The 18,410-nt window shown below is 42.3% G+C and carries 9 protein-coding genes and 2 pseudogenes; 7 read left to right on the forward strand and 4 right to left on the reverse strand.

Features of this window, described 5'->3' with window-relative positions; all coding sequences use genetic code 11:
* Positions 1 to 38: 38 nt before the first annotated feature.
* The 3 genes from NMG48_RS20795 to NMG48_RS20805 all read left to right on the forward strand — a co-directional run bounded on the left by NMG48_RS20795 (position 39) and on the right by NMG48_RS20805 (position 10,801).
* Positions 39 to 6,305, forward strand: a complete 6,267-nt coding sequence (locus tag NMG48_RS20795; RefSeq protein ID WP_271253300.1) for a PDC sensor domain-containing protein — start codon at positions 39 to 41, stop codon at positions 6,303 to 6,305.
* A gap of 204 nt (positions 6,306 to 6,509) precedes the next feature.
* The gene (locus tag NMG48_RS20800) at positions 6,510 to 8,150 is read left to right on the forward strand and encodes a methyl-accepting chemotaxis protein (RefSeq protein WP_271253301.1); all 1,641 of its coding nucleotides are present in this window, start codon (positions 6,510 to 6,512) and stop codon (positions 8,148 to 8,150) included.
* Entirely contained in the window at positions 8,150 to 10,801 is a 2,652-nt protein-coding gene (locus NMG48_RS20805) for an ATP-binding response regulator (RefSeq protein WP_271253302.1), read from the forward strand. Before NMG48_RS20800 ends, NMG48_RS20805 begins: the two co-directional genes overlap by 1 nt.
* A 30-nt stretch (positions 10,802 to 10,831) precedes the next feature.
* Here the strand turns inward: NMG48_RS20805 and hisI are convergent, their stop codons facing one another.
* Positions 10,832 to 11,164, reverse strand: coding sequence for a phosphoribosyl-AMP cyclohydrolase (gene hisI, locus NMG48_RS20810; RefSeq protein ID WP_271253303.1), 333 nt, complete (start codon positions 11,162 to 11,164; stop codon positions 10,832 to 10,834).
* 452 nt (positions 11,165 to 11,616) lie between these two features.
* Between hisI and NMG48_RS20815 the strand changes: the two genes are divergently transcribed.
* The 4 genes and pseudogenes from NMG48_RS20815 to NMG48_RS20830 all read left to right on the forward strand — a co-directional run.
* A complete protein-coding gene (locus NMG48_RS20815; RefSeq protein ID WP_271253304.1) occupies positions 11,617 to 13,269 on the forward strand; it encodes a PAS domain-containing protein in 1,653 nt (550 codons plus the stop codon).
* Positions 13,270 to 13,324: 55 nt separating this feature from the next.
* The gene (locus tag NMG48_RS20820; RefSeq protein WP_271251623.1) at positions 13,325 to 13,693 is read left to right on the forward strand and encodes a helix-turn-helix domain-containing protein; all 369 of its coding nucleotides are present in this window, start codon (positions 13,325 to 13,327) and stop codon (positions 13,691 to 13,693) included.
* 29 nt (positions 13,694 to 13,722) lie between these two features.
* Positions 13,723 to 14,271 (forward strand): annotated as a pseudogene (locus NMG48_RS20825) (transposase); the annotation flags it as partial.
* A gap of 7 nt (positions 14,272 to 14,278) precedes the next feature.
* A pseudogene (locus tag NMG48_RS20830) lies at positions 14,279 to 15,832 on the forward strand (PAS domain-containing sensor histidine kinase); the annotation flags it as partial.
* 238 nt (positions 15,833 to 16,070) lie between these two features.
* Here the strand turns inward: NMG48_RS20830 and NMG48_RS20835 are convergent.
* The 3 genes from NMG48_RS20835 to NMG48_RS20845 form a co-directional block, all read right to left on the reverse strand.
* Positions 16,071 to 16,247, reverse strand: coding sequence for a hypothetical protein (locus NMG48_RS20835; protein ID WP_271253306.1), 177 nt, complete (start codon positions 16,245 to 16,247; stop codon positions 16,071 to 16,073).
* Positions 16,248 to 16,408: 161 nt separating this feature from the next.
* Entirely contained in the window at positions 16,409 to 17,284 is an 876-nt protein-coding gene (locus NMG48_RS20840; protein ID WP_271253307.1) for a response regulator transcription factor, read from the reverse strand.
* A 196-nt stretch (positions 17,285 to 17,480) separates the two neighbouring features.
* Positions 17,481 to 18,314 (reverse strand): universal stress protein, encoded by an 834-nt coding sequence (locus NMG48_RS20845; RefSeq protein WP_271253308.1) that lies wholly within the window; start codon positions 18,312 to 18,314, stop codon positions 17,481 to 17,483.
* Between the last annotated feature and the right edge of the window lie 96 nt (positions 18,315 to 18,410).

The following is an 18,410-nucleotide window of genomic DNA, read 5'->3' on the forward strand; positions in this document are numbered from 1 at the left end:
CACAAAAATATCTGATCCTTTCCCTATAGCGAATGCATATGGCAAGCACACCTAAAACAAAAACAGCAACTTCTGTAGGCAAGAGCGCACAGGAAACTTCAAAGCGATCGCCTAAGTCTCCAGCCCCTAAACAGAGCAAACCTAAAGGCTCTCTGGGGCTAGGTTTGTTGCTGATTGCGATTGGCACATCGCTCATAGGGTTAGGCGGTTTAGGATACTTATTTTATCAAGAATTACTAAGTAGTTCAAAGCGTGAGGTTGATCGCTCTGCCGAATCCCAGACCCAACAGATTGCGGCTAAGCTCGACAATGTGCGTCAATCTACCGATGGAGTTGCCAATGCAGCAAAGGCATTATCTCAACAAGCACCAAAGCCTAAAACTGTAGAACAATATCAAAGGCTGCTGATCGATGGGGTACAAAGGTCGGAACAAGTTGCAGGTATCGGAATTGTCCAAAATGAAAACCTCCTGTTTACTGCCCCAAAGCCGACAGTCCCCTATGTTTTGAAGGAAAAATCTGGGCTTAAACTTACAGGAGCAGCTCAGAAACTCGCCGCCCCCAATGACAAACTATTTGCGGGTAATCGTTCAGACTTGCAAAATAGTCCTCCTTACAAATCACCAATCACCAAAGCGAAAGAGTCTTGGTCAGAGTCTTACAGCGCTCTAGGCAAGACCGTAATCACCTACAGCGCCCCAATTGCTGATGGGCAGAAGGTATTGGGTGTGGTTAATGCTGATGCGATCGCCAGCAACCTTTTGACCGTATCCACCAGCTCCAACAGTGACAGTAAAGTTGGCTTTGTCGTTGTTAGTGCCAGTGGCAAAGTAATTACTGCCTCTGACCAGTTCCAAGAAACACAGGCACAAAGTCCTACAACAGCCGAAGCTCTCAAAAATTTGGTGCAGCAATCTAACGCTCAAGCCGCAGGTATTGCTCAAGTAGGGGGAAATCTTTGGGCATATCGTAAAATCGATGGTACGGATTGGGTTGTGGCAACATATTTGCCAGAATCAGAAATCACCAACAAGCTATTGGTATTAGTCGGTGGTGCAGCAATCGGTATTAGCGCCATTTTAGCGATCGCGATATTAGGCTTTATTAATTCCCTAAAGAAACGTCTCCAGCCACTTACCGAAGAATGCGATCGCTTTTTGAGCCAACAGGGTGCTAACAATGTCAATCTAGCAGGCAAGGATGAAATTGATCGCCTTAGCCTGTCACTAAAAAGTACTTTGCAAAAAGCGAAAACTAATGAAGTAAGGTTGCGAAGTGAAGTAATTCAATCGCCATCAAGCCTAGACGATACCACCTCTGCTCAGGTACAACAGAGCGTTGCTGAGAGAGAATTGATGGAAGCGGAAGTTGGCGATCTGCTTGATGTTGTTTCCTCAATGGAGGAAGGTGATCTGACCATTGAAGCTCAAGTCAATGACCGTGCCACAGGATTAGTCGCCGATACCCTTAACCGTCTGCGCGAAAAACTGGTAGAAATTATTTCGAGTGTCTTAGGTACAGCCCAGCAAGTCGCACAGGGAGCCTCAGATCTTGAGGAACTTGCCCGTACCGTGGTGCTAAATACCGCTGAGCAAGCCCAGTCCGTTGCTCAGGGACAGGCTTTAACCGCCCAAGTAGCCGTGATCGCTCAGCGATCGTCAGAACAGGTAAGTGTTGCTAACCAGTCACTGCAAGAAGTCCGTAATACTGTTACTTCTGGTCAAACGGCTATTGATAACTTGACTGAAAGTATCAGTGTCTTGCAAACAGGTTCCGCTCAAATCGTACAGAGAATGAAAACCCTTGGCGAATTTGTGGGCTTAGCGGAGCAGTTTGTGCAGGATCAAGGACAAATTGCACAGCAAACGCAAGTCCTCGCACTCAATGCTACCCTCGTTGCCGCAAGCGCTGTTGAACAAAAAGATCCCAAGCAGTTTGCGGGAGTAGCACGTCAATTTGAGTCGATCGCAGTTCAGGTCAATGACTTGGCAACCCAAACTAATCAAGGACTAACTGTTCTCCAAAATCGGACTTCTCAAATCCAAACCGTTGTTACGGCAATTGATGCTGAGGTTCAAAACCTAAGTGGACTAGTTGCAGGTTTCACGACGGGTGTACAGTCTTCCCAATCTGCTTTCCAGAGCATTCAAGTTGCTACTGAAGAAGTTGTGCAAATCGGACAAACTATTACGGAATCTAGTATTGAGATTACGGAAGCGGCGGGATCGACAGCTAGTTACATCAGTGAAATTGCCCAGCTAGCTGATCGCACTGCTGAACTAACGCGAGCAGCCCGTCAGCAAGCCGAAGCTATGGGCAACCAAGCGCAACAGTTATTACAAGGCATTCAATTTTTCCGTTTACCCGCATCTACTGGCTTACCCACTTCTGGTAACTATGCGGGGAATGCAGAAGTTAACGCCTTTACCGATAGCCCTAATACTTCTATCAACAGTTTGGTTGATGTCTCAACAGAAGCTAACGACGCTGAGGCAAATAACAATCTCGTTGCCCCTGTGATCGCGTTAGCGACAGTAGCTACAGCAGTTGCAATTTCTCAATCAGGACAAGATGCTCCCGCAGAATACCATGATTCGACTGAGGAGCAGGTAGATAATACTGTCGCTGATAGTCAATATCTTGAATCCCTGCTTGACGATGGTATTAATGATGAATTTTCAGAAAATGATGCAACTAGCTATGCTGGAGAGATAGAAACGCCACAGGAGCAAGATTTTGCGGCTATTTCCGATAACTTTAGTAATGAACAGGCAGATCCCCATGCCTTTGTCGATACCAATGAATCTGCTAATGCCTTACTAGACTATGACGATACCCCGATCCAATCTCCAGACGCAACCTATGCAGAGCTAACAGACATATCCGTGATTGAAAAATCTCTACTGGACGATCTCAGACAAGAGATTTATGAAGACTTTGTCGATGATGACACTCCAATCGCTACAGATCTAGACACAGAGACTGAGTCAACACTCAAAAATCCAATGGAAGGGGTAGACGAATTTGCGATCGCGGAAGCCTCTAGTGATCCAATCATCGTCTCTGCTACATCTTCATTTATAGAAGACACTGCTTTCGGTATTCCCTTACCCCTGTCTGAAGAAGCACTTGCCCATTTACCAACATCCGTTGATTTTACAATCCCTGATCTCGATGATCATGATTTTGAAATTCCTAAGATGGATATTCAATCCACTTTAGATAATTCCAATTCATTCTTTGATGCTGATTCAATTCAGCTAGTTGAGAATACGGAGAGCAATGTCACTGACTTTGACGATCCCTTTGCTATGCAGCAAACCATAGAAACAAGTGATGATGCTATTAACGATGATGTGTTTGCTCAAGATTTACAAGATGTAAATCTTTCAGGTCATTCAGATCATTCAGATGGATTTGACTCTAATCAGTCCGATGACTACAACAACTATGTATCCCATGAAGAGTTTAATGACTCATTAGAATCTGATTTTGAAAGTACATCAAATGAAGATTTTGGCAATGTATTTGATACATCTTTTGATGAGTCTCCCTTTGATCCTGAGTTTGGGGAAGCGCTAACCAGTTCTAATGGTGCAGATAATCAATTAGACCCAACCTTTGACAATTCCTATGATAATTTTACAGAGGATGTTAGTTATGATGATTCTCTTGATGTGTATGCTCAAGAAGATGCAAATAATCAATCCGATCTAGAGCAATTCCACGATATTCCCAGCAATTCGATGGATGCTAATATTGCCAATGCTACTGAAGCACCAGATGCCACAGATATTGATAGTTCAGATATTAGTCCAGATAATTTAACTGGCTTGCCCAATCAAATTCCTGATATTTATCTTGAAGAATTATCTGATGAAGCATTGTCAGATGAAGATGAGTTTGAATTTGATTTTCCAGAAAGCTTGTCAGCTACATCTAATTATGAATCTGATGATTTAGGCTCAAGCAACTTCTTTAATGAACCTAGCTTTACTCAAGATGATGCAGATTTCGTTAATGCTAACGAAGCGCTTGTTGATCCTTTTGCTATTAACAATGCCGACATCTCAGAAGATGCTTATCAAGAAGAGGATTATTTGGCTCAAGAGCAAAATTACCTATTTGCAGAACCAGCGATCGCACCAACTACGGATCTACAAAATAATCTCGACTTAGAAACACCAGTTTCGGATTTTTCCTTTGAATTAGAGGAAGATTTAGCAACTAGTTCTGATAGTTTTTCTGATCAATTAGACGATGATTTAAATGGCTTAGATGGCTTGTCTGACCTGTCTCTGCCTGACTTGTCTGAAAACGTAGAATCATCTCATGAGTTTTTTGATAATTCTATTACCTACCAGAATGTTGAAGAATCTACTGATCAATTTGCCGATCAAGCAGATCAATTTGCCGATCCCTTTGCTATTGATGATGTAACACAAGAGGACGATGCGTTTGGGGCAGAAATTGCGATCGCTTCAGATGATGATCTCCAAAACTTGTCAAACCTAGATCCCCTAGAATCACCATCAACGGAATTTGCTTTCGATCTAGAAGATGATTCACCAACCATCGTAACTAGTTTTGATGAACTTAATGATTCTTCTAATCTCTTTGATGGTTCTACTTTGCTCCAAAATGAGCTTGATGCCACTAATTCTGTTGATGATAAGCATGATTTTGAGGTTGCTTCAGTTCCTCAAGAAGAGAATATTCCAGAAGAAAGCTATTTTGATGATTTAGAGGAAGAGTCTAGTGGATCTCTATGGTCATCTGATGCGATCGTCCCTGATTTAGCAGCGCAGTCAGACTTGTCTTCAGTTGAGGTTGACAATATATCTAGCTTGGATGAAAGTCCTGATGCAGAATTTGAATTTCCTGACTTCTCAGAGCTTGCAGAAGAGGTTGAACCAGACATAGGCTTGTCCCAGTTTACCCAAATCGAAGTAGCAATCTCTGAAGATTTATCTGACGTTGGGCAAGTTGATATTCAAGATGATCTTGCTGAGCAATTAGACTTGTCTGATAGCTCTAGTCCAGAGTTTGAATTCCCAGACTTCTCAGAGATACTCGCAACTGATGATGCTCAATTAAATGAGGTAAATGAAGGGTTTAGTGTAGAGGTATCTAATAGTTCTAATAACTTTGATGATTTTGACTCTTTCCCATCCTTGGATGACGAGGCAGTTGCTTCTGTGGATAATCTGTTAAGTGATGAACTCAGCGATGAAGAATCAGATGTTAGCTTGCTCTTTAATAACTTATCTATTGATAGTGCAAATGATGATGAGTTTGGTGGTGACGATTCATCCGCTATTTCTCAAGATCAATTCGCTCAGCAAGATGCTTTTGATATATCTGAAGAGGAAAATGCTGAATATGGGGATGCCTATGGTGATAGCTTTGCAGATGGCTTTGCTGAATCATTGGAAACTTCTACTGGCTTAATATATCTGAGTGAAACATCAGAAGAGACTCAGAATCCATCAGCAACTTCAGAGATTGAAGATGCTGCAATTTTTGACACTTTAGCTGATGATCTAGATGCCTTCGAGGCTCTAGATGCAGAATTTCCAGAAAATTCTTTAGAGACGATGACGGATGCCGAAAATTCAGAATTTCTAGAATTTTCGGAAGATTCTCTAAATCCATCAATATCAGAAACATCTGAAACTGATGCGCTCAATCTAGGGGATGGATTCACTGAGTTATCTGATGAGTCTTCAGACACGTCAATGAATTGGTTAGAGGAGTTGACGGTTGAGGAAGAGGAGACTACGGGAGCTTTTGCTGATTTATCAATTGATCAATTTTCGCCACCTACAAATAACTTTCCCGATCTTTCTGCTGACCCATTCGCAGACTCTAGCTATGGATTTGCTGATAATTTGCTAGATAGTTTAATGGAGGAGTCTGATCAGGAGGTTGCCGATTTGTCTACAGATTTCCCAGATCTATCAATGGATGTTGACTTATCCTCCTCCAATTTGCCATCTTCTAGCTTTCCATCTATTGACACCTTAAATGCCGAAGAATCTGACGATAGCGAGTCTCAGTTTGACTTTGACTTTGGTGCATTTGACGATTTTGATGATGATGATAGTAATGTAGATGCTTCTGTAAGCAATACAAACAATGCAACTATTTCTGCTAGGGCAGAAATTGAGGATTTCCTCTCAGGTGCATTAGGAATAGAGGAATTTACTGATGACACCCCTAATTCAACTACCACACAATCTGATCGGGTAATCCCCAATAAACCTGATGCCAAATCTCCTAACTTAGATGATTTGGCTAAGTAGAATAGTTAAGCCAAATGGCTCATAATCCAAAAAAGCCGTGCTTTGCGCGGCTTTTTTGGATTGACTTTGTATTGACATTGTGGCGAAGCATACTCAATGGCAGTAACACAAACCTGTATGTTGTTAACACAAGCAGAGATTTGTACTGAAAACAGAACTAAAATTTTTGCTAAAAATGTTGTACCGCGTTAAATATGGAAAGATATGGCAAATAAACCTCCCTTTTCGCGCAAAAAAGTTAGTGCTAAAAAAAAGAGGAAGGCTGCCGTTGCTGCTGCCCCGATATCTAGACAAGCTTCTAATAAAAGTAGTTGGTTAAATAATTTACCGATTAACACCAAAATTTTCTTAGCGATTGGATTAACAAGCTTTTTGCCGTTAATATGCTTTGCGATCGCTGCTTTGTATCTAGATATTAGCCTCATGCCGATTGTGAACCAAGAAGCTCAGGCTCAACTATCTAATGTCACATTTTTTGTGTTTGGCTTAGCCTTTATTGTGCTATTAATGAGTTCCCTATTGAGTTTGGTGATTGGTGGGACTCTCAGCAAGCGGATTCGGAACTTGGAGGCGATCGCTAAAGAATATGCTACAGGTAACTTGGATGCAGGTACTTTTGGGACAAGGGTAGAGCTTGGTGCAGCCGATGAGGTTGGTAAGTTAGCCGATATCTTGAATTTAATGACGGTTAATTTGGCTCAGAATCGACAAGATCAGTCCACCGCTCAGATGGAGGCAGAAGTCCAGAACAATATTTTTGAGGATGAAATTTCCCACTTGCTAGATGTGGTATCCGATCTGGAGCTAGGCGATCTCACCGCTAAGGCAGAGGTTAGCCCCCATGCGACAGGTCTGATTGCGGACACACTCAACCGTCTCTCAGAGCAGTTAGCAGAGGTACTTGCAGCCGTTTTGAAAACTGCACAGCAAGTCACTATTCGCACCGATCGCCTTGAACAGTTGGCGATCGCGGTATCCCAAAATGCTGAGCAACAGGAGGCGCTAGTTGTGCAAGCCCGTTTAGGCATTGAGGATGTTAACCAATTAGCACAGGATGCAGCTCAACAGGCGATCGCGGCGAATAGAGCGGTGCAAAGGGTGCGATCAGCCGTGCGGCAAGGGGAGGAACAGATTATTTACCTCACTGCTTCGATTGAGTCCCTCCAAGCTGCGACCGTACAGATGGTACAAAGGATTAAAAATCTCGGTGAATTCGTTGCGCTTGCAAAACAGTTTGTGTTGGATCAAAAACGCTTAGCGTCATTAACTCAGGTGCTAGCAACCAATGCTTCGATGGTGGCAACAAGAGCCTTAGAGCAGAGAGACCCTCAGCAATTTGTATCAGTGGCAAGGGAATTTGAAGCGATCGCCTCACAGGTAAATGCCTTGGCGACGCAGACTAATCAGGGGCTGGTGGTACTACAACAACGCACAGGATTTGTGGAAGTGGTAGTTTCAGGGATTGATCAGGATGTGCGCGACGTGAATAGCCTTGTGTCGGACTTCACTAAGAGTGTTGATAGCTCTGAGCAATCTTTTACCAACATTGCTACGGTTACTGAGGAACTGGCGGATATTGGCATGTCTGTAACCGAGTCATCTAGCTCGATCGCTGAGGCCGTAAAATTTAGCTTAGCCTCCATCCAAGATATTGAGGCGATCGCTGAGCGTTCTGCTTCTCAGGCACAATTTACCCGCGATCAATCGGGCAAGATGGGTAAATTAGCAAGGCAATTGCTAGAAAGAGTACAGTTTTTCCGTTTGCCTGCAATTCTCCAATCCGATAATAATGAACTTGAAGATCTGGACTCCATCGAAGTTGAGAGTATCCAAGTAGCAAAATAATGGCACATTCTGAATTTGATGATATCCAACTGCACGAAGAACTGCGTCATCTATTTGAACTAGATACACAGAAATATTTGCAGCTCTATGTCCAAACTGTTAACCAATTAAATGCCACTAGCTGGCATGAAGATATCCAACAGTTATATCGTTGTGTGCATACGATTAAAGGTGGAGCGGTGACAGTGGGGTTTCAATCCGTCCTCCAAGTCTCTACTGTCTTAGAGGATTTACTATCGGATCTTCGCTATCTCGATGTGGCTCCTCCTTTGATGGATGGGGAATTATCAAAGTCTTTGATTGAGTCAGGGGAATTACTCATTGGTACGGTTCAAAAGGATAGTTCGCAAACTGCGGAACTCGGCGAGTCCGATTTTGCCGTGCGCTATATCCAAAGTTTGCGCGATCGCATTCAGTCGCAATATTTGCCTGAATGGAATGAAATGCGCCAAGTACAGCAGGAATTTGCTGATCAAGGTTTTGACTTGGTAATTTTAGATCTAGAAATGGCGATCGAGGTTTTGCCAGCAACGGGGACAGTGCCAATAGAAACCTGTGAAATCGCCCAGCAAACTATTGCTCAGTTACAGTCAATTGGTACAGAAATAAATTTAGCGACGGCTTGGCAGGATTTCTTAAAAACGGGACTAGATTTATGCGATCGCCCCAATTGTGAACAGTGGCACGCTGAGTGGATGCCATTTTTGCGCAAGCTCAAGGATAGCGCTCGACAGGGGGGGGGTTTGCCAATTGAAGAACCTGTTACTTCTTCAAGTAGTAATTTAGCTGTTGAAAATGAGGCTATACCGCTAATTAATACGCCTGTTCCTGCATCTGCGATTCAAATTCCTGTACCGCTCGATCGCCTAGAGCGATCATCCCAATATCTTGTAGAGACTTTGATGGCAACCCGTGCTACGCAGGGCTTTTATCAATCCGTGTATGCAAATCTCCTACCACTTGTCTCACTAGCGCAAAATAGTGTGCAGTACATTACCCAGTTACGCGAAGTCCAAGATGACTATGCGTTGCTAGATATTTCCGCAGAACAGGATGGGCTGAAAGTTGAGCGCTATCGTCAAGGATATACAGCGATTAACCGTTTACTAGAAATTAGTCTGCGTTTAATTGAGCTAGGCTCAGAAACAGGGGAGTCAGCCCGCAAAACATCTGAAAGTATTCAAACCCTCGATCGCAGTTTACGCAATCTCCAACAAACCATCGAAGAGAGTCGTCTTGTTCCCTTTGAGACCCTAGCCTTTCGTGCAAGGGGAATTTTGCGTGACCTGAGTACTCGTGTTGGTAAGGCTGTAGAGCTAACGATTATTGGCGAACAAATAGAACTAGATGCAGGAACTCTACGCAATTTAGAACCAGTTTTACTCCATTTGTTGCGTAATGCCTACGATCATGGGATTGAAGAACCCGAACAGCGTCAGCAAATCAGTAAACCTGTGCAAGGGAAAATTGATCTTGCGATGCAAAGAAGAGGCAGTGTTTTTGAGCTGACTATTCGTGATGATGGTAGAGGTATAGATAGCGATCGCATTAGTCAAATTGCGAAATCTAAAGGATTGCCCCTCACAGATACGAGTACTCCTGAGAAATTAATCAATGTTTTAAGTCAATCAGGTTTTACTTCCACAAAATCTGTGAGCGAGATCTCAGGTCGAGGTGTGGGTATGGATGTGGTGGCAAGCCAAGTCGCCCTGATGAATGGCAAACTCAGTCTCAATACCCAACTTGGCAAAGGCACAACCTTTACAATTCAGATACCTGTCCCCCATTTGTTTGTGCGTTGTATGCTCTTGCAGGCAGTAGATCGTCTCTTTGCGATTCCCACGACCGAAATTTATACAACTACCTTAGTGGAAAGTCTCCTATGGCAAAAGACAGAACGCTCTGATTACAGTATGGAAGTGCAAGAGCCTCATGGGAACGTACCTGCAATCGATCTTTATCAGTATTGGCTAGGCTCATCGGAAGCTAGACCAATTTTGCCGACGGCGATCGCCGTGCGGACAAAACTATCCGAAGGGCAAGTCACGGGCGATCGCGGTGTGTGGCTCATTGCTGACACCTTAATGGGACAGAGTGACTTATTAGTTAATCCTATTCCGTCACCTCTAATTGCTCCCATTGGTTTGATCGGCATGAGTCTAATGCCCGATGGTAAACTCATCCCCGTGCTTGATGCCATTTCCTTTGTCGAAGCCTTCTTCTCTTCAGAGTTGGAACCAATTGCCACTGATTCGCTAGACAATTCATCTTTCTTAGAAGTCTCTAGCGATCGCCAAATTTTGGTAGTTGATGATGCAGCTCTGATGCGTCGCAGAATCGAAAGCAGTCTATCTCCACAGGGCTATGAAATTACCACCTGTGATGATGGAATGGAAGCTTGGCAGTGGTTACAACGGCATAAGCAACCTGCTTTGCTAATCACGGATATTGAGATGCCGCATATGGATGGATTTACCCTGATCGATCGCTGTCGGCAAGCAGGATTTGCGATGCCAATTCTGGTAGTTTCCTCTCGACTTGCCGAAGAGTGGTCGCGTGAAACTAGCCGCCTTGGTGCAACTGATTATTTAACTAAAGGTTTTTCAACTTCTGAACTAGTTAATAAGGTAAGTTCGCTAATTTCCATCTAGATCAAGAGTGGCGTTTTGCGCCACTCTTGATCAAAGCGGAACTTCAGTAAAGAAACAACTTCTTGCGCCTGTGTGACAGGCAATATCACCAATCTGCTCAATTTTGACCAAAATCACATCGCGATCGCAATCGTAATATAGCTTTTTCAGTTTTTGGATATGCCCTGAAGTTGCGCCTTTATGCCATAGTTCCTGACGCGATCGGCTCCAGTAATGTACTTCACCAGTATCAATGGTTAGCTCTAAAGCCTGACGATTCATCCATGCCATCATCAAAATTGTGCCATCTTGATAATCTTGAGCGATCGCAGGAATCAAGCCTTTCTCATCATACTTAAGACGATCAATCCAATTGTCAGACATATATGCGCTAATTAATTTCAAAGGTATCTTGATTTTATCGTCAGTTTGACAAAAGCGAAAAATGGTAAGACTCGCTAACCCAAAATACAAGTAGCGGCGCAAAGCGCCGCTACTTGTATTTGTCCTAAGCAATCATTAGGACTGTATGCCCACGCCTTCGGCAGGGAAATCCTCTGTATCTCGCTTACTTGAAAAGTGCCCTATACCAACAAAAATTATAGAATTGTGTGAAATGTCGGCATTAAAAGTATGACGACAAGTAGAATAATTTATATCAGCTTAACTTATGTCAAGGTCATGAGAATTTATCTCAAATTAAGTAGCTCAGCTTAAGTGAGCTTAAACCCTAAAAGCTTGTGTCGCTTACTAAGCGGTCGATACAAGCGCTAGTTTTGGGATAACTATGCTGAACTACTTAGATCTTTTCGTATCATCTAAAAGAGTATGAGTATATGACAGACCAATTTTTTGATGATTTGGCTAGGGGGGAAGATCTGTTACAAAAAATAGCGATCGCAGCATCAGGATGTCTTTATAGCCTTGTTCATCGGATCGATGGTTCTGTAGCATTTACCTACATCAGCCCCTATGTCCAAGAAATATATGAATTAACCGTTGAAGCAGTTATGGCGGATGCCAACCTTGTACTGAAGCAAATTCATCCTGATGACATCGCAGACTGTATCGCCACGGTGGAGCAGAGTCGAGAAACTCTGCAAACATTGAGTCGTGAACATCGCATTATCACTCCATCGGGCAAGCTGAAATGGATACAGGCAAGTTTTCGTGCTGAAAGATTATCCCATCAGGAGACAGCTTGGTATGGCATGGCTTTAGATGTCACTTCTCAAAAAGTCACTTCTCAAAAACAAGCAGAAGCAGATAAATTCCGACTATCGTTTGACCATGCCAATATTGGCATGTGTCTAGTCGATCTCCAAGGCAATTTTTTGCAGGTTAATGAGAAGATGTGCCAGATCTTTGGCTATAGCTCATTAGAAATGAACAGGATGAATGTTGCTACTCTAGCAATTCCTGAAGATAACCTAATTAGTCAAGAATTTATCCAAGGGGCAGTTGAAGCTCATAAAGATAGTGTGATATTTGAAAAACGCTATCGCCATAAGCTCGGTCACATCATTTATGGTGAAGTATCCTCATCACTCGTGCGAGATAACGAAGGAAATCCCCTATATTTCATCTCTCAAGTGCAGGATATTACCAATCGTAAACTCCATGAGCGAGAACTTCTAAAAGCCCATGATGTGATAGCTCAAAATAATATTGAACTAGAAGAACGAGTCTCTCAGAGGACTGCGGATTTGCAAAAGCGTCAAGAGGCTCTCAGTCAGAACGAAAGGATATTGCGCCGTTATTTTGAGCAACATATTGTTGGCATGGCAATGACTTCTCCTAATAAAGGATGGATCAATGTTAATGATCGACTCTGTGAGATTTTGGGATATCCCTTTGCGGAATTGCAAGAATTGACTTGGGATAAAATCACCTACCCTGATGATTTAGCCATTGATCTAGACCATTTTAATCGCGTGATGTCTGGAGAAATAGAAGGCTATGAAATCGATAAGCGCTTTATTCATAAACATGGACAGATCATTTATACGAATTTGTCTGTACAGGGTCATCGAAAACCAGATGGCAGCATTGATTTTTTTGTGGTGTTGATGCAGGACATTAGCGATCGCAAACAAGCTGAACTTGCCCTTCAAGAAAGCCAGAACTTTTTGCAGCAAATTGCTGATGCTTCACCACATATTATTTATATCTACGATCTTCAAGAACAGCGAAATATCTATGTGAATCGAGAAATCGGCACAATTCTGGGCTATCGTCCTGCCGAGATTCAGGCAATGGGTTCCGCCTTCTTTGCGATGTTAATGCACCCTGATGATCTGCAAAATATTCAGACCGAATATGAGCTATTAGCAAGGGCGACAGATGGCAAAGTTTATGACTGTGAATACCGCATGAGAAACACCCAAGGGGAATGGCGTTGGCTCTATAGCCGTCATTCTGTATTTAGTCGGGATGCGGAGGGACGGGTTAAATATACGATTGGCTCAGCTCAAGATACAGCCTATTGAGGGAAAGAGTAGTACAAGATAAGCTAGGATAGCAAAACCCAAAAGAGAGTAAAAAATGGCACCTTACTCACTAGATCTCAGAGAAAAGATCGTAGCAAACTACGAAGCAGGAAATACATCGATTCGGGAAGTAGCGAAGCAATTTCAAGTCGCGACGAAAACAGTGCAAAAACTACTGAATCAATACCGAGAGACAGGAGAACTAAACCACAAACCATTAGGTAGTCCAATCAAAAGTCCCCTCGAAGCGCATCAGGAGAAAATCCTCGAAATTGTCTCAGAGCATCCAGATTGGACACTATGGCAGTACTGTGAAGAAGTAGCAGAACAAACAGGAGTATCAGTGACCACAGGCAGCATGTGCCGATTTTTCCAGAGGCATAACATCACTCTAAAAAAAAGACCTATCGCCATGAAAAGGTAAAAAGTGAGGCAGTACAACAGCAAAGATGTGAATTTTGGGAAGCATTGAATGAAGTGAAAGCTGAAGATCTGATTTGTATTGATGAAACGGGAGTATGGCAGGGGATGGAACGCTCTGTGGCAAGAAGTGAATGTGGCAAAAGAGTATTCAGTCTTCGTCCCTTTTACAAAGGTCAGAAATACACAATAATTGGCGCTATTTCAGTTGATGGGATTGTTTGCCTGAAAACGATTCAGGGTTCTATGAAAGGAGCAGATTTTCTCACCTTTGTCCAAGATGACCTAGTACCTAAATTACGTCCTGAGCATAGGATCATCATGGATAACCTCAACTGCCATAAAGTTGAGGGGGTCGCAAAAGCAATTACAGCGACAGGTGCTAAGATTTTGTACTTACCCACCTATTCTCCTGATTTTAATCCAATTGAGATGATGTGGTCGGTTCTCAAATATTTTATTAGATTGCTTAGACCTCATTCTCAAAAACTACTTCAGCATTTAATCAACGTTTTCCCTTACTTGTTAGAAAAAGATTTCTTCAAAAATTGGTTTACTAAGTGTTGTTACTGTACTACTTAATCCCTCAATGGACTGTATTACCGATCGCAAACTCGCTGAGCAAGAAAATCAACGACTCAAAGAGCGCTTGCAGTTCATTCTATCTTCAAACCCAGCAGTCATTTTTACCTGTACTGCCGATCGCAGTAATACCATCACTTTTATTAGTGATAATGTCCAGAAAGTGTTGGGCTATAGCGCTACCGAAATCCTCTCAACCCCAAACTTTTGGTTAGAGCATCTCCATCCCGAAGATATTCCTCACGCAGTTGAAGGGGTCGTTAAACTATTTGAGCAAGGCTATTACATTAATGAATATCGGTCTTTACATCGAGATGGCAATTATCGTTGGCTTAGGAATGAATTACGCTTAATGCGTGATGCTCAAGATAATCCCTCGGAAATTGTGGGTTACTTTACCGATGTTGGCGATCGCAAAAAAGCTGAAATCGCTTTACAAGAAAGCCAAGAATTTTTGCAAAAGGTTGCCGATGCTTCGCCGAGTATCCTCTATATCTATGACATTCAAGAAAATCGCAATGTCTATGTCAATGGTGAAATCAAGGCAATTATGGGTTATACGCCTACCGAAATTCTAGAGATGGGTTCAGCCTTCTTTGCTAATGTCCTCAAGCCCGAAGATTTGAGCCAATTCCTCGAAGGGCATGAACGCTTGCAATTATTGCAGGAGGGCGAAATCTATAACGCTGAATACTATATGAAAACCGCTTGGGGTGAATGGCGTTGGTTCTTCACGCGCTTTACGGTTTTTAGTCGAGATGCGGAGGGGCGAGTGAAATGTACCATTGGCTCAGCCCAAGATATCACTGCGCGTAAATTAGCTGAAGTACAACTCCAACAGACCTATGAGGAACTAGTTCACGCCACTCGTCTGAAGGATGAATTTTTGGCAGCGATGAGTCATGAGTTGCGTACTCCCCTGAATGCCATTTTAGGAATGACCGAAAGCCTCCAAGAAGAGATCTATGGTTTTGTTAATGAACGACAGATTAAGGCGCTCAAAACCATTGAAAGCAGTGGCTTGCATTTGCTCGAACTCATCAATGATGTACTTGATGTTGCCAAAATTGAATCTGGACAAATGCAGTTGGAACTGACTCCTGTATCGATCCATTCTCTATGTGAATCGAGCTTAGTCTTTATCCAACAACAAGCAATTAAAAAAAAGATTCAAGTCCAAACGATATTGCCTCCCCAACTGCCGTCTGTCTACTTAGATGAACGGCGTATTCGTCAAGCCCTAATTAATCTTCTCAATAATGCAGTTAAATTTACTCAGTTGAATGGTCAAGTGACCCTAGAGGTAATTTGGCTCAGAGAACCTCTAAATTCTACAGATTATCTGAGGATAGTTGTGAGAGATACAGGCATTGGGATTGCGTCCGAATCTATTCCCAAGTTATTTCAACCCTTTATCCAAATTGATAGTGCCTTGAATCGGAAGTATGAAGGTACAGGTTTAGGACTAGCGCTAGTAAAAAGAATTGTGGAAATGCACGGTGGTGAAGTTGGTGTAACTAGCGAGGTCGGAGTTGGTAGTTGTTTTACGATCAATTTGCCTTGCTTTCAGTAACAGCGATCGCCAACTTTGTGTAGTAAATCCAATGAGGCTGCTATTCATGCTTTGGGCTTTACAAAAAAAAGGGCGGGAGGACATCCCCCCACGCTAGAGAATAACACCATACTCTCAGCCCCTTATAAACAAGAGAGGTATTGGGGATGCCCCCACACTAATTGTTGTGTGCCTTATAAATTTGTCCACTTAAATTTGTTCACGTACTTGAGTCTAATTTAAAACTCTAAATACTTTTTAACAAATCATTACTGACTATTTCATTTACTAAGGTTTGCTCTTTCAAATACATCATATGTAGCTTTGTAAGGACTATTTGCATTGTCTCTAAGTCAATATTTTTAATTGCTTGACAAAACATATCGTGTTCTAACTGCTTTTCTGGAGGCAACCGTATATTCATGATTTTTACCTCTCTAAATTTATTTCCCTATTAATAAAGTACCAAAATTTCTTTCTGTTGAGTATCAGGGAAAACCACTATATTTAAGTCAAATAAATCAAAGCAGAGCTTTACGTCGCCTTTATTTGAGCCTATTACACTCCTTTATGTGGTACACAAGCTTAGTATCCCTCATCTAGATTTATCAATCCCGATCGCAGCGCATAACGAATTAATCCTGCAAGATCGTGAATATTAAGACGTTCCATTAACTGTCCACGATGGGTTTCCACAGTCTTAACGCTAATAAACAAAGATTCTGCGATTTCTTTAGTTGTCATTCCATTTGCCACTAACTTCAAAATTTCACGCTGACGTGGTGTTAAGCGCTCATCAGGAATAGAAGTAGCAATTTGGGCGACTGGTAATTGCGGCGGGATTTCTGTATTTTGATTTAAGTTAAGCCGATGATTCAACCGAACCGCTATATCGGCTAGAAGCTCAGCAGCATCGATACTCACTGCAAGCTCATCAGCTATTTCAACTATTGGCTTGCCTTGGTTGACTAATTGCAAAATTCGACTCTGACGAGGTGTTAACCTTGACGTTTCAGAAATCTGTCTTGCAGAAGCTTGTTGCGACGTAGTATTTGAATGGGTAATGCTACCAATTTTATGATTGTTGGATTTTTCTTGTTTCTGGAGACGGGTAGCGATCGCAGTTAATAACTGATCTATTTGAAGAGGTTTTGTAAGGTAGTCATCTGCACCAAGGTTCATTCCTTTTCTTAGGTTGTCCATGCTAGACGAAGCTGTTAAGAAAACAAAGGGAATGTCCTCTAGATCTGGATCTTGCTGTAATTTTTTTAAGACACCATAGCCATTCAATTCAGGCATATCAACATCACATAGAATTAATTCAGGATGTTTTTTTTTCGCTGCCTCTAAGCCAATACGACCATTACTAGCACCCTCAGCCACAAATCCTTTAAGCTCTAAAATATCGATGATTTCGTCTCTAATTTCATCATCATCTTCAATGACCAAAATACGTTGCATAGTTTCACTGGCAAGAACTGAAAAATTATAGCCTTAGCTATCCAAAAACTAAAGGTGGCGCGTTGCACCACCTTTAGTTTGACAAAGAGCATTTAGTAGAGAAATGGTTATGTCATTTTTTGATTCCCAAAATCTTTCTTAATTTGATGTTTAATCCTCTAAAAGTAACACAACAATCTAGAGAAGGAAATCAATATTATTCAATGGTTCGGGTTAGTAATACAGGCACAGTGGCATTGACGCGCACATAATCTGATACTGAGCTACCAAGGAGGCGATCAAGGTCAGGTAAACTGCGGGCGATCGAAGGACGGCGATCGGGTGAGCCAACTAATAATAGGCTGGTATTCGACTCATCTGCTAATCGACAAATCTCTTTACCCACATCACCAGAACCCACAAAGGAGCGAGATGGAATATTTAAACGCTTGAGTTTAGCACTAGCTTCAAGTAGTACTGGATCAGTGCTTGCCGTATTTTCATCCTTACGTTTGACAACCCTTGCTAAGAAAATTTCCACATCCTTAGCACCACTAGCTAGTTTAATGGCAAGATCGAGACTGTGATTGGAAGCTGCTGAACCATCAACGGAAACCATGATGCTACGGATGGTTTTGATATATACATCATCCTTAATGAGCAACATAGGGACATCAGACAATTGGAAAACATATTGACTGACGGAATTTGCCAAAATTGCTTGCAAGCGTCCCATGCCACGCGATCCCATGATCAGAAGATTGGCTTTGAGTTCTTCAGCAACTTTACATACAACATCCTTGGGTTCACCCTCTTTGAGAAGGGAGACAGTGCTATTGCCTGAGGACAGGCGCAAGCTTTTAATTTCTCTTTCGATAATCTTTTCACCCGCAAGACGATATTCGGTAATTCCTTCAGAGTTAGTGGAGTTAGGAATAACATGCAGAACATTAATTTGCGAACTTTGGATGCTAGGTAGGGCTAGCAGCATATTTAGCATTTCGCGCGATCGCCCTGAACCATCAACAGCCAATAAAATTTGTTGGAACATAGTTGTCGAACCTTAGGTATTTGTCATCTGATTACAAGTAGCGCGAACGTTACTCGTCATCTATAAAAATTTGCTATATCTTGAGTAAAGCTCAAT

Source organism: Pseudanabaena sp. Chao 1811, from assembly GCF_027942295.1.
Lineage (GTDB): Bacteria > Cyanobacteriota > Cyanobacteriia > Pseudanabaenales > Pseudanabaenaceae > Pseudanabaena.

Excerpts from the sequence above, each read along its gene's own strand:
- NMG48_RS20845 (WP_271253308.1), bottom strand. The coding sequence starts at position 18,314 with ATGTTCCAACAAATTTTATTGGCTGTTGATGGTTCAGGGCGATCGCGC.
- NMG48_RS20820 (WP_271251623.1), top strand. The coding sequence starts at position 13,325 with ATGGCACCTTACTCACTAGATCTCAGAGAAAAGATCGTAGCAAACTAC.
- NMG48_RS20840 (WP_271253307.1), bottom strand. The coding sequence starts at position 17,284 with ATGCAACGTATTTTGGTCATTGAAGATGATGATGAAATTAGAGACGAA.
- hisI (WP_271253303.1), bottom strand. The coding sequence starts at position 11,164 with ATGTCTGACAATTGGATTGATCGTCTTAAGTATGATGAGAAAGGCTTG.
- NMG48_RS20835 (WP_271253306.1), bottom strand. The coding sequence starts at position 16,247 with ATGAATATACGGTTGCCTCCAGAAAAGCAGTTAGAACACGATATGTTT.
- NMG48_RS20800 (WP_271253301.1), top strand. The coding sequence starts at position 6,510 with ATGGCAAATAAACCTCCCTTTTCGCGCAAAAAAGTTAGTGCTAAAAAA.
- NMG48_RS20815 (WP_271253304.1), top strand. The coding sequence starts at position 11,617 with ATGACAGACCAATTTTTTGATGATTTGGCTAGGGGGGAAGATCTGTTA.
- NMG48_RS20805 (WP_271253302.1), top strand. The coding sequence starts at position 8,150 with ATGGCACATTCTGAATTTGATGATATCCAACTGCACGAAGAACTGCGT.
- NMG48_RS20795 (WP_271253300.1), top strand. The coding sequence starts at position 39 with ATGGCAAGCACACCTAAAACAAAAACAGCAACTTCTGTAGGCAAGAGC.